Source organism: Microbacterium sp. STRO-2N, assembly GCF_057747775.1.
Window position 1 is genome coordinate 1,760,489 of sequence record NZ_CM173223.1, and the last position, 13,886, is coordinate 1,774,374.

Sequence of the window (13,886 nt, forward strand, 5' to 3'; positions counted from 1 at the left end):
GATCAGAGCTCGGGATCGGGCACATCGACCCGAACTCTCAGTGTATGGGCGGCCCCTGGCGGACGACCCTTCGCCGAGCGCCGCGCCTTCATGGCCTGTGCGACGACCGACGCACGCAGGCTCGCGGTCACCCGCGCACCCAGGGCGTATTCGAAGCGCACGAGTGCGCGCACGCCCTCGCCCCGCGGGAGCGGCCCGAGGACGGCTTCGGCATCCAGTTCGGGAACGGCCCGACGCAGGTCGTCGAGTGCGGCGTCGACGACGCGGTGCGCGCCGTCGACCGCCGCGACGCGGACGGTCGGGGGCATGCGCAGCGGCGCGCGATCGGCGAGCTCGGCGCGGGCGTAGGCGGGCTGCGTCCAGGTGGCGAGGGCTGTCGCGATCGACCCGGTGACCCCGACCAGATGCACCGGCGCACCTGGCGCCGCGAGGGCAGCGGCGTTCGACCACCACCGCAGACACGACTCCCCGATCCGCAGGTCCTCGGCCATCAGCATCCGGTCGCCGTCGAGGAGGATCACGGCGCGATAGCCGCCCGCGGCGATCGGCTCGGCCCCGCGCGTGGCGACGACGAGAGCCGGCCGGTCGTCGACGGCGGTCACCGGATGCTCGCCGTCCGCCACGATGACGCGGACGCCGGGGAACGCGCGGCCGAGCTCGTCGGCGGTCCGCTCACTGCCGGACGAGGCCATCCGCACCAGCTTCGACGAACATTCCGGGCACGTCCACGCGGTCGCCGCGCGCCCGCACCACGCACAGGTCGGCGTCGCGCCGTGGCGGGCGGCGTGCAGAGGCCCGCCGCAGTGCGCGCAGCGCGCCGGCTGACGGCACTGGGCGCACACGAGCACCGGGGCGTACCCCGGACGCGCCACCTGAACGAGCACGGGGCCGGAGGCGAGCGCGTCACGCGCCGCGGCGAACGCGGACGACGGCATCCGCGACGACCGCGATTCGCCCTCGCGCGTTGCGCTCAGCACCACGCGGGGACTCGCGCGCCGCGCCGCGGGCAGTTCGCGGACCCATCCGACGGCGACGAGGCGCTCGACGTCGGTCGTGCGCGTGTGACCCGCGAAGACGAGCGCGCCGCCGTCCAGCTCCTGTCGCAGCAGGGCGGCATCCCGGGCATGGACGCCGGGGCTCAGCGGTTCGGACAGCAGCGGATCGCCGTCGTCCCACAGCGCGACCATGCCCAGGTCGCTCACGGGGGCGTACACCGCCGAGCGGTTGCCGATCACGATGCACGGCGCATCGGCGAGGGTTCGCAGGAACGCGCCGTAGCGGGCCGGGCCGCTCTGCTTCGCGTCGTCCCGCACGAGCGCGTCGGCGGGCACGCGCGGCGCAAGGACCGCCTCGAGCTGCGCGCGATCGCGGTGGTCGGGCACCGCGATGATCGCGCTGCGACCCGCCGCCAGGACGTCCATCGCGGCCGCCGCCAGCAGCACGGCCCACGAGCCCACCGACACGCCGTCGTCGAGCAGGGACGGCGTGGGGGGAGCATCCAGCGCGAGACGCGCGCCGCTCGCGAGGTCGCCCGCCAGGCCCGGGTACGCCTCGAGCACCCCTGTGGCCCACTCGGACGCGTCGGCCTCGAGCTCGGGGACCGGCGGCGGCTGGGCCGCGAGCCATGCCTTCTCGGCGCGCACCATCCGCTTGGGGATCGCGAGACGCAGGATGTCGCCGGCCGACCCCGCCGCACGGTCCGCGGCGCGGCGGGCCAGCGCGTAGAGCCGGGCCGGGAGCACCGGCACCGGTGAGACGACATCCTCGAGCTCCGAGAGCGGGCGGTCCGAGGCATCCGGCTCCCCCACCTCGACGAGGTAGCCGTCCACGACCCGGCCGGCGCTGCGCAGCGGCACGCGCACCCGCACGCCCGGGACGGCAGCCTCGACCAGGGCGTCAGGGATCGCGTAGTCGAACAGACGGTCCAGCTGCGGCAGCGGCGAGTCGACGAGCACGCGCGCGACACGGCGGACGCTCACGCGCGTCTCCGCCCCGCCTCGCGCACCGGGCCCACCCCGATCACGCGACCGTCGTCAGAGTCCGGCCGCAGCGCGCAGCGCATCGGCGCGGTCGGTGCGCTCCCACGTGAAGTCGGGCAGCTCGCGACCGAAGTGGCCGTACGCGGCGGTCTGGGCGTAGATGGGGCGCAGCAGGTCGAGCTGATCGATGATCGCCTTGGGTCGCAGATCGAACACCTCGAGGATCGCCCGCGTGATCGCCTCGTCCGACACATGACCGGTGCCGAACGTCTCGACGTAGAGGCCCACGGGCTTCGCCTTGCCGATCGCGTATGCGACCTGGACCTCGAGGCGGTCGGCGAGACCCGCGGCGACGGCGTTCTTGGCCACCCACCGCATCGCGTAGGCCGCCGAGCGGTCGACCTTCGACGGGTCCTTGCCGCTGAACGCGCCCCCGCCGTGGCGGGACGCGCCGCCATACGTGTCGATGATGATCTTGCGGCCGGTGAGACCGGCGTCGCCCTTGGGGCCGCCGATGACGAACGGCCCGGCGGGATTGATGTAGAACTGCACGTCGGGCAGCTCGAGCCCCGTCGCCTCGAGCACGGGGTCGATCACCTCGGCGCGGACGGCGGCGCGCAGCGCCTTCTGCGAGATGTCGGGGTGATGCTGGGTCGAGAGGACGACGGACTCGACGGTCCTCGGGGTCTGGCCGTCGTAGCCGAGCGTGACCTGGGTCTTGCCGTCCGGCCGCAGGAACGGCAGCTCGCCCGACCGGCGCACCTCGCTCAGCCGCTCCGCCATGCGGTGCGCCGTCCAGGCGGCCATCGGCATGAGCTGCGGCGTCTCGGTCGTGGCGTAGCCGAACATGATGCCCTGATCACCCGCGCCCTGCAGGTCGTGAGGGTCCTCCGAGCCGTCCTCGCGGCGCTCGAACGCCTTGTCGACACCGGCGGCGATGTCGGACGACTGGGCGCCGATCGACACGCTCACTCCGCACGAGTCGCCGTCGAAGCCGGTCTCGCTCGAGGTGTACCCGATGCGGTTGACGACGTCGCGCACGATCGCGGGGATCTCGACGTAGGCAGACGTCGACACCTCGCCCGCGACGTGCACGAGGCCCGTCGTCACGAGCGTCTCGACCGCGACGCGTCCGTCAGGGTCGTCGGTGAGGATGGCGTCGAGGATGGAGTCCGAGATCTGATCGCAGATCTTGTCGGGATGCCCCTCGGTGACGGACTCGGATGTGAACAGACGAAGGTCGGTCATCGATTCTCCAGGTGAAAGGGGCGGACACCAGTATGCCCCCGAGGATCGACATCGCCGACCTCGGGGGCATTCAGGACGTAATGGGACTACTCCGCGCGGCGCAGCCGCAGCTTGTCTTCGTGGATCTCGTGGAGCGCGATCGTCAGCGGCTTGTCCTCGACGGTCGAGTCGACCAGCGGGCCGACGTTGTCGAAGAGGTTCCCCTCGTGCAGGTCCGAGTAGTAGTCGTTGATCTGGCGGGCGCGCTTGGACGCGTAGATCACGAGCTGGTACTTCGAGTCGACCTTCTCGAGAAGCGTGTCGATGGGGGGCTCGATGATGCCCTGGTTCGTTCCGGCCATGGCGAAACCTCCTGGATCGGATGACGGAATGGAGTCTGCGGGGCCCCGACGCGTCGAGGCATCCCACCATTCTACGCGAGCGGGCGGTGTCCGCCGCGCAGGTCAGTGCGCGAGCCGTGCGACCTCGTCGGCGGCGCGGGCCACATCGTCGTTGACGACGCGGTAGTCGAACTCGCCCTGCGAGGCCAGCTCGGTCTTCGCGGTGCGCAGCCTCCGCGCGCGCTCGGCGGCGTCCTCGGTGCCGCGGCCCACGAGGCGCTGGACGAGCTCGTCCCAGCTCGGCGGCAGCAGGAACACCAGCGTCGCGGACGGGTCGGCCTCGCGCACCTGCCGCGCGCCCTGGAGGTCGATCTCGAGCAGGACGGTCCGTCCGGCTGCGAGCGCCTCCTCGATGGGCCTGCGCGGCGTGCCGTAGCGATGGGCGTTGTGCACCGTGGCGTACTCGAGGAGCTCGCCGGCGGCGACCATGCGATCGAACTCGGCCTCGTCCACGAAGAAGTAGTGCTCGCCGTCGACCTCGCCCGGACGGGGCTTGCGCGTCGTCGCCGAGACCGACAGGTGGATCTCGGGATGATGCTCCTTGATGTGCGCCGCCACGGTCCCCTTGCCGACGGCGGTGGGTCCCGCGAGCACGACGAGGCGGCTCCGGCCGCCGCGCGGCTCGAGCTCGGGCCAGCGTGCGTCCAGGAAGCGGCGGAGGTCCTCGCGCTGGCGCGAGCCGAGGCCGCCGAGTCGCTTGACGGGCGAGATCCCGAGGTCACGCAGGATGCGATCGCGCTTGCCCTCGCCGATCGCGGGGATCGCGGTGAGGAACTCCGGCACGCGCATCGCGCCCGCAGGAGACGCCGGCTCGGCCAGTGCACGCCGCAGCAACTCCTGCGGCGTGATCACGCGAGTGGCGACGTCCTTCTTGAGCGCGGCGCGCTCGCGGCGCGCGGCGACGGCACGGCGAGAGGCGGCGGCACGGTCGACCTCGGGAGGCCGCGTGGAGGAGGCGGCGGGTTCAGGCATGTCGATCACCACGGTAGAGAAGGGCGCGCTCGGTGATGCGCGCGGCGAGCCGGTCGGGTCCGGCAGCCAGGATGCTGCGGCTCTCCGACGCTATCACCGCGGGCGCCATCTCCCCGAAGCGGGACAGGACGTGCTCCGGCTCGGCGCCCTGATGCCCGAAGCCGGGGCCGAGGATGGGCGCGACGGGTGCGAACGGCCGGAGTCCGGCATCCGTCCACTCCACCGTCCCGCCGACGACGAAGCCGAGGCTCGCCCACTCCCCCTCCGGCGTGATGCGGGCGTTGCGCTCGGAGACGTCCCGCACGATCGCGCCGGACACCGTCTCGCCGGTGCCGAGGCGCGCGCGCTGCGCGGTGAACGCGTCGGGGTTGCTCGTCGCAGCGAGGACGAACACGCCCTTGCCCGATCGTTCCGCCAGATCGAACGTGCCCTCGAGCGTGCCGATGCCGAGGAACGGGTTCGCGGTGAGCGCGTCGGCCTCGAGCGGCGAGCCGGGCGTGAGCCACGCCTCGCCGTACGCGTCCATCGTCGAGCCGATGTCACCCCGCTTGGCGTCTGCGATTACCAGGAGGCCCGCGGCACGGGCCTCGGCGGTCACGGCCTCGAGTGCCGTGAATCCCGCGGAGCCATAGCGCTCGAAGAACGACACCTGGGGCTTGACGATCGCGACCCGGCCGGCGGCGGCCTCGACGACGCGCAGCCCGAACTCTCGTGCGCCGGCGGCTGAGGCATCGAGCCCCCACTCCTGCAGCAGCGGCACGTGCGGGTCGATGCCGACGCACAGGCGCCCGTGCGTCGCGATGCCGGAGCGGACGCGCTCGCCGAACGATGCGCCCCCCTGGCCGGGCGAGGTCACGCGCGCGCCTGCCGATCCAGCGCGTACTCCTGAAGACTGCGGACCTGGAAGCCCTCGCGCAGCACCGGCAGCGCGCTCACGGCCGCGCCGAGCACGGCCATCGTGGTGAAGAGCGCCTTGTCGCCGGCGACGGCCGCCGCCCGGATCTCATACCCGTCCGCGCGCGCCGCGCCGCCCGACGGCGTGTTCACGACCATGTCGATCTCGCCCGCGTTGATGAGGTCGACGATGTTCGTGCCGCCCGATTCCTGGGTCTCGGAGTACTTGCTCACGACGCGCACCTCGATGCCGTTGCGGGCGAGGATCTCGGCAGTCCCCTCGGTCGCGACCAGGTCGAACCCGAGCTCCTGCAGGCGGTGCGCCGGGAGGATGACGGCGCGCTTGTCGCTGTCGGCGACCGAGATGAACACGGTGCCCTCGAGCGGCATGCCGCCGTACGCGGCCTCCTGGGACTTCGCGAACGCCGTCGGGAAGTCGCGGTCGATGCCCATGACCTCGCCCGTCGATCGCATCTCGGGTCCGAGCACGGAGTCGACGGTCTGTCCGTCGGCCGTGCGGAACCGCTTGAACGGCAGCACAGCCTCCTTGACGGCGACCGGGGCGTCCAGGGGCACGCGAGAGCCGTCCTGCGGGGGCAGCAGCCCCTCGGCCTTGAGCTGCGCGACCGTGGCGCCCGCCATGATGCGGGACGCCGCCTTCGCGAGCGGGATGCCGAGCGCCTTCGACACGAACGGCACGGTGCGGCTCGCGCGCGGGTTCGCCTCGATGACGTAGAGCACTCCGGCCGAGATCGCGAACTGCACGTTGAGCAGTCCCCGCACGCCGACGCCCTCGGCGATCGCTCGCGTCGCCTCGCGGACGCGGTCGATGTCGGTGCGACCGAGGCTCACCGGCGGCAGCGTGCACGACGAGTCGCCCGAGTGGATGCCGGCCTCCTCGAGGTGCTCCATCACGCCGCCGATGTACAGCTCGTCGCCGTCGAACAGCGCGTCGACGTCGATCTCGATCGCGTCGTCCAGGAAGCGGTCCACCAGAAGCGGGAGACCGGGGCCGATGATGGCCTGGTCGGCGATCCGCACGAAGTAGTCGCGCAGCGCTTCGGTCGAGTACACGATCTCCATGCCGCGGCCTCCGAGAACGAAGCTCGGGCGGACGAGCACGGGGTAGCCGATCTCCTCGGCCACCGCGACGGCGCCGTCGACGTCGATCGCGGTGCCGTTGCGTGGCGCGATGAGGCCGGCGCCGTCGAGCAGACGCGAGAACAGCTCGCGCTCCTCGGCGAGGTCGATCGCCGCCGGCTTCGTCCCCAGGATGTTGTAGCCGGCGTCCTCGATGCCCTTCGCGAGGCCGAGCGGCGTCTGGCCGCCCAGCTGGCAGATCACGCCGAGGATCTCGCCGGACTGCGCCTCGGCGTGCAGCACCTCGAGGACGTCCTCGAGCGTGAGCGGCTCGAAGTACAGGCGGTCCGAGGTGTCGTAGTCGGTCGACACCGTCTCGGGGTTGCAATTGACCATGACGGTCTCGTATCCAGCCGCCGAGAGCGCGAATGAGGCGTGCACGCACGAGTAGTCGAACTCGACGCCCTGGCCGATGCGGTTGGGGCCCGAGCCGATGATGACGACCTTGGTGCGATCCGAGGGAGTGACCTCGGTCTCGAAGTCGTAGCTGGAGTAGTGGTACGGCGTGAGGGCCGGGAACTCCCCCGCGCACGTGTCGACGGTCTTGTAGACCGGACGGAGGCCGAGAGCGTGACGGATGCTGCGGATCTGGGCCTCGCCGTCGCCCCGGAGCTGCGCGATCTGCGCGTCGCTGAAACCGTGCTCCTTCGCGATGCGGAGGGTCGGGGCATCCAGTTCCGTCGCCTTCGCGACGTGCTCGGCGACCTCGTTGATGAGGACGATCTGGTCGAGGAACCACGGGTCGATCTTGGTCGCCTCGAACGCCTGCTCGACGGTCGCGCCCTTGCGGAGGGCCTGCTGCAGCACCACGATCCGCCCGTCGGTCGGCGTCTTCGCGATCTCGAGCAGCTCGTCGACCGAGCGGGGCTCGTCGCCCCAGTGGAAGCTGGACCCGCGCTTCTCGAGCGAGCGCAGCGCCTTCTGCAGCGCCGTGGCGTAGTTGCGGCCGATCGCCATCGCCTCCCCCACCGACTTCATGGTCGTGGTGAGCGTCGTGTCGGCGGCCGGGAACTTCTCGAAGTTGAACCGCGGCACCTTCACGACGACGTAGTCGAGCGTCGGCTCGAAGCTCGCGGGCGTGACCTTGGTGATGTCGTTGGGGATCTCATCGAGGCGGTAGCCGATGGCGAGCTTCGCGGCGATCTTGGCGATCGGGAAGCCGGTCGCCTTCGACGCGAGGGCCGACGAGCGCGACACGCGGGGGTTCATCTCGATCACGATGATGCGTCCGGTCGCGGGATCGACCGCGAACTGGATGTTGCATCCGCCCGTGTCGACGCCGACGGCGCGGATGATGTCGATGCCGATGTCGCGGAGCTTCTGATACTCGCGGTCGGTCAGGGTCAGCGCGGGTGCCACCGTGATGGAGTCGCCGGTGTGGACGCCGACGGGGTCGACGTTCTCGATCGAGCACACGACCACCGTGTTGTCGGCGGTGTCGCGCATGAGCTCCAGCTCGTACTCCTTCCACCCGAGGATGGACTCCTCGAGCAGCACCTCGTTCGTGGGCGAGTCGTGCAGGCCCGCGCCTGCGATGCGGCGGAGGTCCGACTCGTCGTACGCGAAGCCCGAGCCGAGGCCGCCCATCGTGAACGAGGGGCGCACGACCAGCGGATAGCCGAGCTCGTCGGCGGCGGCGAGGACCTCGTCCATCGTGTGCGCGATACGGGATGCCGCGACATCCGCCCCCGCGTCGAGGACGAGCTGCTTGAAGATCTGGCGGTCCTCGCCCTTCTCGATCGCGTCGACCTTCGCGCCGATGAGCTCGACTCCGTACTTGTCGAGGATGCCCTGCTTGTGGAGGGCCATCGCGGCGTTGAGCGCCGTCTGGCCGCCGAGGGTCGGCAGGATCGCGTCGGGCTTCTCCTTCGCGATGATCGTCTCGATGACGGCGGGCGTGATCGGCTCGATGTAGGTCGCGTCGGCGAAGTCCGGATCGGTCATGATCGTCGCGGGATTGGAGTTGACCAGGATGACGCGCACCCCCTCTTCGCGCAGCACGCGGCACGCCTGGGTCCCGGAGTAGTCGAACTCGCACGCCTGGCCGATGACGATCGGGCCGGAGCCGATGACGAGGACGCTGTTGATGTCCTGACGCTTGGGCATTACTCGGAGTCCTTCTTGGCGAGGTGCGCGACGACCAGGTCGCGGAAGCGATCGAAGAGGTAGTTGGCGTCGTGGGGTCCGGCGGCCGCCTCCGGGTGGTACTGCACCGAGAAGGCGGGGATGTCGAGTGCCCGCAGACCCTCGACGACCTGGTCGTTGAGGCCCACGTGGCTCACCTCGATGCGGCCGTACCCGTTCGGGCTGTCGAACTCGCCGTCGATCGGCGCGTCGACCGCGAAGCCGTGGTTGTGAGCCGTGATCTCGACACGGCCGGTCGACTTGTCGAGCACCGGCTGATTGATGCCGCGGTGGCCGAACGGGAGCTTGTAGGTGCCCAGGCCCAATGCGCGACCGAGGAGCTGATTGCCGAAGCAGATGCCGAAGAACGGCAGGCCGTCGTCGAGCACGCCGCGGAGGAGGTCGACGTGGTCTCCCGATGCAGCAGGGTCGCCGGGACCGTTCGAGTAGAAGACCGCGACCGGGTCGATCGCGCGGATCTGGTCGATCGTGACGTCCTGCGGCAGCACGTGCACGTCGAAGCCGCGCGCGGCGAGGTTGTCGACGGTCGCCTGCTTGACGCCGAGGTCGAGCACCGCGAGATTGCCGATGCGCTCGCCGGTCGCGGGGGTCACCTCCGCCGCGGCCACCGAAACGGCCGCAGACAGGTTCAGCCCGGCCATCTCCGGCGCCTCGCGCACCAGGCGCAGCTGCTCCTCCGGGTCGACGGCCGCGGCCGCGCCGGAGAAGACGCCGCCGCGCATGCTTCCGGCGGAGCGGATGTGCCGGGTCACCGCCCGTGTGTCGATGCCGCTGATGCCCACGACCCCGTCCGCGACGAGCGCGTCGTCGAGGGATTCGTCGGCGCGCCAGTTCGACACGACGCGCGAGGGGTCGCGCACGATGTACCCCGACACCCAGATGCGTCGGGACTCGGGATCCTCGTCGTTCATGCCGGTGTTGCCGATATGAGGAGCGGTCTGCAGCACGATCTGCCCCGCGTAGGAAGGGTCGGTCAGGGTCTCCTGATACCCGGTCATGCCGGTGGCGAAGACGACTTCGCCGAGCGTCGTGCCGAGCGCGCCGTAAGCACGTCCGACGTGGCGCGTGCCGTCCTCGAGCACGAGCACGGCGGGGTCGGTCTGGAAAAGAGAGGTCATGCGTGGGTTCCCGTCTGGGTCGGGGGAAGGATGCCGGCCACGGCGTCGGCGAGGGCGCGGGCCGAGGCATCCTGGGGGCGGAGATACGAGTCGACGACGGAGACGTCGTCGGGGCGCCAGGAGAGGCGCACGAGGCCGTCGGGCTCGACGACGCGGTCGATCGCGACGGTCGCCTGGGCGACGCCCGCGATGCGGTGGGCCGGCAGGAACACGCGCGGCTGGCCGGTGAGGTCGAGCGCGACGCCGGCGTCGGTCACCGCGACGTCGGCCTTGGAGCGGAACCCGAGGCCCTTGATGGCGAGACGCTCGAGCGGCTCGCCGTGCCGGGTCGTCGCGACGTAGAGCGCGGCGAACGTCGCGCGGACCTCGGCGTCGACGGGGATGTCGCCCACGGGGGCGACGATGCCCGCGTCACGCCGGGAGCGGCGCCACCACGCCCACGCGAGCGCGCCCAGGAGGGCGAGCGCGACGACCACGATGATCGCAAGCGCTCCTTCGCGGGTCACGCGCGTGCTCCGGGCGCATCGAGCACCGCGCCGTCGGCGACGGTGACGGTGCCTTGGTGCAGAGTCCAGCGCACGTCGCCGGGCAGTTCGCGACCGAGGTACGGCGAGTTCACGCTCCGCCCGCGCAGGTCGTCCGCGGTGAACGCGCGCACCGGCGACGGGTCGTAGAAGGTCAGCGACGCGGGATGGCCTTCGGTCAGCGGCGTGCCGTGGCCTTCGAGCCGGCCGATGCGGGCGGGCTCGCGCGACATGATGCGCGCGACATCGCCCCAGGTGATGAGGCCGGTGTCGATCATGGCCTGCTGCACGACCCGCAGCGCGCTCTCGAGCCCCACCATGCCATTCGCCGCGGCATGCCACTCGCATGCCTTCGCCTCGGCGGGGTGCGGGGCGTGGTCGGTCGCGACGATGTCGATGGTGCCGTCGGCAAGACCCTCCCGCACGGCGAGCACGTCCTCTTCCCGCCGCAGCGGCGGGTTGACCTTGTACCGTGCGTCGTAGCCGCGCACGAGCTCGTCGGTGAGCAGCAGGTGGTGCGGCGTCACCTCGGCCGTGACGTCGACGCCGCGCTTCTTGGCCCACCGGATGATCTCCACCGAGCCGGCGGTCGACAGGTGGCACACGTGCAGACGCGAGCCGACGTGCTCGGCGAGCAGCACGTCGCGCGCGATGATCGACTCCTCGGCGACGGCGGGCCAGCCGGCGAGGCCGAGCTCGGCGGAGACTGCGCCCTCGTTCATCTGCGCGCCCTCGGTGAGCCGCGGGTCCTGCGCATGCTGGGCGATGACGCCGTCGAACGCCTTCACGTACTCGAGCGCGCGCCGCATGATGAGCGGGTCCCACACGCAGAAGCCGTCGTCGCTGAAGACGCGCACACGCGCTCGCGAGTCGGCCATCGCTCCGAGCTCGGCGAGGCGCTCGCCCTTCTGCCCGACCGTGACGGCGCCGATCGGCTGCACGGTGACGAATCCGGCCGCCTGGCCGAGTGCGAGCTCCTGCTCGACGACGCCGGCGGTGTCGGCGACGGGCGACGTGTTGGGCATCGCGAACACCGCGGTGTAGCCGCCGGCTGCGGCGGCGCGGGATCCGGTGAGGATCGTCTCGGATGCCTCGTACCCGGGCTCGCGAAGGTGCGTGTGCAGGTCGACGAGCCCCGGCAGCAGCACCAGTCCGTCGACGTCCACGACGGTGGCGCCGGCACGACTCAGGCCGGGGCCGATCTCGGCGATGAGCCCGTTCTCGACGATCACGTCGGCCGGTGCCGATCCCTCGACGAGAGCCCCGCGGAAGAGGAACACCTCCGAAGTCATGCGCTCCCCTTCCCTGTGGCATCCGTCGTATCGGTATCGCGCTCCGCGCCCGCGAGCAGCAGGTAGAGCGCGGCCATGCGCACCGAGACGCCGTTCGTCACCTGCTCGAGCACCGTCGAGCGGGGTGAGTCCGCGGCCTCTGCGGAGATCTCCAGGCCCCGGTTCATGGGTCCCGGGTGCATGACAATGCTATCGGCCCGAAGAGCGCGCAGACGCGCTGCGTCGAGGCCCCACCGACGGGAATACTCCCGTTCAGTGGGGAAATACGCGGCATTCATGCGTTCGAGCTGGATGCGGAGCATCATGAGCGCGTCCGGCTCTGCCGCGATCGCGGCGTCGAGGTCGTACTCGACGCGGGCGGGCCACAGCGAGACGTCCTGCGGGATCAGCGTGGGCGGTGCCACGAGCGTCACGTTCGCGCCGAGCGCGCTCAGCAGCCAGACGTTGGACCGTGCGACGCGCGAGTGCAGGATGTCGCCCACGATCGTCACCTGGACACCGGAGAGGTCGCGGCCGCGGCTGTCGGCGCCGAAGCGGCGCTTGCGGATCGTGTACGCGTCCAGCAGGGCCTGCGTGGGGTGCTCGTGCGTGCCGTCTCCGGCATTGACGACCCCCGCCGTGATCCAGCCGCTCGTCGCAAGGGTGCGAGGCGCTCCCGAGGCACCGTGGCGGATGACGACGGCATCCGCACCCATCGCCTGAAGCGTCTGGGCGGTGTCCTGCAGCGACTCGCCCTTCGAGACGCTCGAGCCCTTGGCCGAGAAGTTGATGACGTCGGCCGACAGGCGCTTGGCCGCCGCCTCGAACGAGATGCGGGTGCGCGTGGAGTCTTCGAAGAACAAGTTGACCACGGTGCGCCCGCGCAGCGTCGGGAGCTTCTTGACCTCGCGCTGCTGCGTGTCGGCCATGTCCTCGGCGACGTCGAGGATGCGCAGCGCGTCCTCTCGTGCGAGGGACTTCGTGTCGAGCAGGTGCCTCATGATCCGATCGTCACCTCGTCGCGGCCGTCGATCTCCGCGAGGCGGACGTTGACGCGCTCGTCGCGGGCGCTGGGCAGGTTCTTGCCGACGAAGTCGGGGCGGATCGGAAGTTCGCGATGGCCGCGGTCGACGAGCGTCGCGAGGCGCACGACGGCGGGTCGGCCGATGTCCTGGAGGGCGTCGAGAGCAGCACGGATGCTGCGCCCCGAGAAGAGCACGTCATCCACGAGCACGACGACCTTGCCGTCGATCCCGCCGGGCGGGATCTGCGTCGGCTGCGGCGCGCGTGTGGGGTTGCGGTGCAGGTCGTCGCGGTACATCGTCACGTCGAGGGAGCCGACCGCGATGGGCGCCTGGCCGAACTCCTCGATGAGGGGCGCGATGCGATGGGCGAGGGTGACGCCGCGGGTGGGGATGCCGAGGAGAACCAGTCCGTCGGGCCCCTTGTTGGACTCGAGGATCTCGTGGGAGATCCGAGTCAGGGCCCGCGCGATGTCGGCCTCGTGCAGCACGGTGCGCGTGCTCATCCGCCGCTCCCTTCTCCGCCTCACAGGACGGGATTAAAGGTTGCTGTGATCGTGGGCCAGTCTAGGGCACGGGAAGGGCCGGCTCCGAATCGGAGCCGGCCCTCGCCGGGCGCGGGATGTCAGCGCCGGGGTGCCGGGCCGCGCAGCACGCGCGACGCGACCACGAGGGCTGCGGCGATGAGCACGACGTTCTTGAAGATGTACTGGCCCGTGAGCGTCGGCCCGGCGGGACCGAACACCTCGCCCGGCAGCAGCACGATGGGCGACAGGATGCCGACGTACGCGACGGCGAGCACGACGAGGCCGATGCGGGCGAAGCCTCCGCCGGCGATGAGCAGCACACCGGCGGCGACCTCGATCGCGGCCGTGGCGACGAGGGCGATCTGACCGCTCACGAGGCCGAATGTCAGCTTCTCCCACGTGCTGCTCACGAGCGCCTCCACCGGGCTGACGCCGGGGAAGAGCTTCAGCGCGCCGAAGACGGCGAAGACGGCGCCGAGCGCGATGCGCAGCGCGGGGATGCTCCAGCGCTGCAGTGACGCCTTCACGGCGGCCTCGGCGCGCGCCTCCCAGGCGACGACGGTGCGCAGCGTGCCGGCGGGACGAGCGGGTGCGGTGACGACGCCGGCGGCGCCGTGGACGGGAACGGTGGTCATGGCGTGACTCCTTCGGGTTCTGATCGCCCGT

General features: G+C 71.3%; 12 protein-coding genes. All 12 read right to left on the bottom strand.

Features of this window, described 5'->3' with window-relative positions:
• Positions 1 to 2: 2 nt before the first annotated feature.
• Positions 3 to 1,979 carry a primosomal protein N' family DNA-binding protein gene (locus AC3ANN_RS08210; protein WP_488340489.1) on the bottom strand — a complete coding sequence of 659 codons (1,977 nt, stop codon included), beginning with the start codon at positions 1,977 to 1,979 and terminating at the stop codon, positions 3 to 5.
• A 54-nt stretch (positions 1,980 to 2,033) separates the two neighbouring features.
• The gene (gene metK, locus AC3ANN_RS08215; RefSeq protein WP_488340490.1) at positions 2,034 to 3,227 is read right to left on the bottom strand and encodes a methionine adenosyltransferase; all 1,194 of its coding nucleotides are present in this window, start codon (positions 3,225 to 3,227) and stop codon (positions 2,034 to 2,036) included.
• A gap of 86 nt (positions 3,228 to 3,313) precedes the next feature.
• Positions 3,314 to 3,568 (bottom strand): DNA-directed RNA polymerase subunit omega, encoded by a 255-nt coding sequence (gene rpoZ, locus AC3ANN_RS08220; RefSeq protein ID WP_127820216.1) that lies wholly within the window; start codon positions 3,566 to 3,568, stop codon positions 3,314 to 3,316.
• A 102-nt stretch (positions 3,569 to 3,670) separates the two neighbouring features.
• Positions 3,671 to 4,579: a guanylate kinase gene (gene gmk / locus AC3ANN_RS08225; RefSeq protein ID WP_488340491.1), complete on the bottom strand. Its 909-nt coding sequence runs from the start codon at positions 4,577 to 4,579 to the stop codon at positions 3,671 to 3,673.
• Entirely contained in the window at positions 4,572 to 5,435 is an 864-nt protein-coding gene (pyrF, locus tag AC3ANN_RS08230; protein WP_488340492.1) for an orotidine-5'-phosphate decarboxylase, read from the bottom strand. Before pyrF ends, gmk begins: the two co-directional genes overlap by 8 nt.
• Positions 5,432 to 8,719 carry a carbamoyl-phosphate synthase large subunit gene (gene carB, locus AC3ANN_RS08235; protein ID WP_488340493.1) on the bottom strand — a complete coding sequence of 1,096 codons (3,288 nt, stop codon included), beginning with the start codon at positions 8,717 to 8,719 and terminating at the stop codon, positions 5,432 to 5,434. The genes pyrF and carB overlap by 4 nt, the downstream gene beginning before the upstream one ends.
• Positions 8,719 to 9,876: a glutamine-hydrolyzing carbamoyl-phosphate synthase small subunit gene (carA, locus tag AC3ANN_RS08240; protein WP_488340494.1), complete on the bottom strand. Its 1,158-nt coding sequence runs from the start codon at positions 9,874 to 9,876 to the stop codon at positions 8,719 to 8,721. The genes carB and carA overlap by 1 nt, the downstream gene beginning before the upstream one ends.
• A complete protein-coding gene (locus tag AC3ANN_RS08245) occupies positions 9,873 to 10,382 on the bottom strand; it encodes a PH-like domain-containing protein (protein ID WP_488340495.1) in 510 nt (169 codons plus the stop codon). The genes carA and AC3ANN_RS08245 overlap by 4 nt, the downstream gene beginning before the upstream one ends.
• Complete coding sequence (locus AC3ANN_RS08250; protein ID WP_488340496.1) at positions 10,379 to 11,692, bottom strand: dihydroorotase; 1,314 nt, start codon at positions 11,690 to 11,692, stop codon at positions 10,379 to 10,381. Before AC3ANN_RS08250 ends, AC3ANN_RS08245 begins: the two co-directional genes overlap by 4 nt.
• Positions 11,689 to 12,672, bottom strand: coding sequence for an aspartate carbamoyltransferase catalytic subunit (locus tag AC3ANN_RS08255; RefSeq protein WP_488340497.1), 984 nt, complete (start codon positions 12,670 to 12,672; stop codon positions 11,689 to 11,691). The genes AC3ANN_RS08250 and AC3ANN_RS08255 overlap by 4 nt, the downstream gene beginning before the upstream one ends.
• Positions 12,669 to 13,199, bottom strand: a complete 531-nt coding sequence (gene pyrR / locus AC3ANN_RS08260; protein WP_488340498.1) for a bifunctional pyr operon transcriptional regulator/uracil phosphoribosyltransferase PyrR — start codon at positions 13,197 to 13,199, stop codon at positions 12,669 to 12,671. The genes AC3ANN_RS08255 and pyrR overlap by 4 nt, the downstream gene beginning before the upstream one ends.
• Before the next feature lie 119 nt (positions 13,200 to 13,318).
• Positions 13,319 to 13,855, bottom strand: coding sequence for a DoxX family membrane protein (locus tag AC3ANN_RS08265; protein WP_488340499.1), 537 nt, complete (start codon positions 13,853 to 13,855; stop codon positions 13,319 to 13,321).
• Between the last annotated feature and the right edge of the window lie 31 nt (positions 13,856 to 13,886).

Excerpts from the sequence above, each read along its gene's own strand:
- gmk (WP_488340491.1), bottom strand. The coding sequence starts at position 4,579 with ATGCCTGAACCCGCCGCCTCCTCCACGCGGCCTCCCGAGGTCGACCGT.
- pyrR (WP_488340498.1), bottom strand. The coding sequence starts at position 13,199 with ATGAGCACGCGCACCGTGCTGCACGAGGCCGACATCGCGCGGGCCCTG.
- metK (WP_488340490.1), bottom strand. The coding sequence starts at position 3,227 with ATGACCGACCTTCGTCTGTTCACATCCGAGTCCGTCACCGAGGGGCAT.
- rpoZ (WP_127820216.1), bottom strand. The coding sequence starts at position 3,568 with ATGGCCGGAACGAACCAGGGCATCATCGAGCCCCCCATCGACACGCTT.
- AC3ANN_RS08255 (WP_488340497.1), bottom strand. The coding sequence starts at position 12,672 with ATGAGGCACCTGCTCGACACGAAGTCCCTCGCACGAGAGGACGCGCTG.
- carA (WP_488340494.1), bottom strand. The coding sequence starts at position 9,876 with ATGACCTCTCTTTTCCAGACCGACCCCGCCGTGCTCGTGCTCGAGGAC.
- AC3ANN_RS08265 (WP_488340499.1), bottom strand. The coding sequence starts at position 13,855 with ATGACCACCGTTCCCGTCCACGGCGCCGCCGGCGTCGTCACCGCACCC.
- AC3ANN_RS08250 (WP_488340496.1), bottom strand. The coding sequence starts at position 11,692 with ATGACTTCGGAGGTGTTCCTCTTCCGCGGGGCTCTCGTCGAGGGATCG.
- carB (WP_488340493.1), bottom strand. The coding sequence starts at position 8,719 with ATGCCCAAGCGTCAGGACATCAACAGCGTCCTCGTCATCGGCTCCGGC.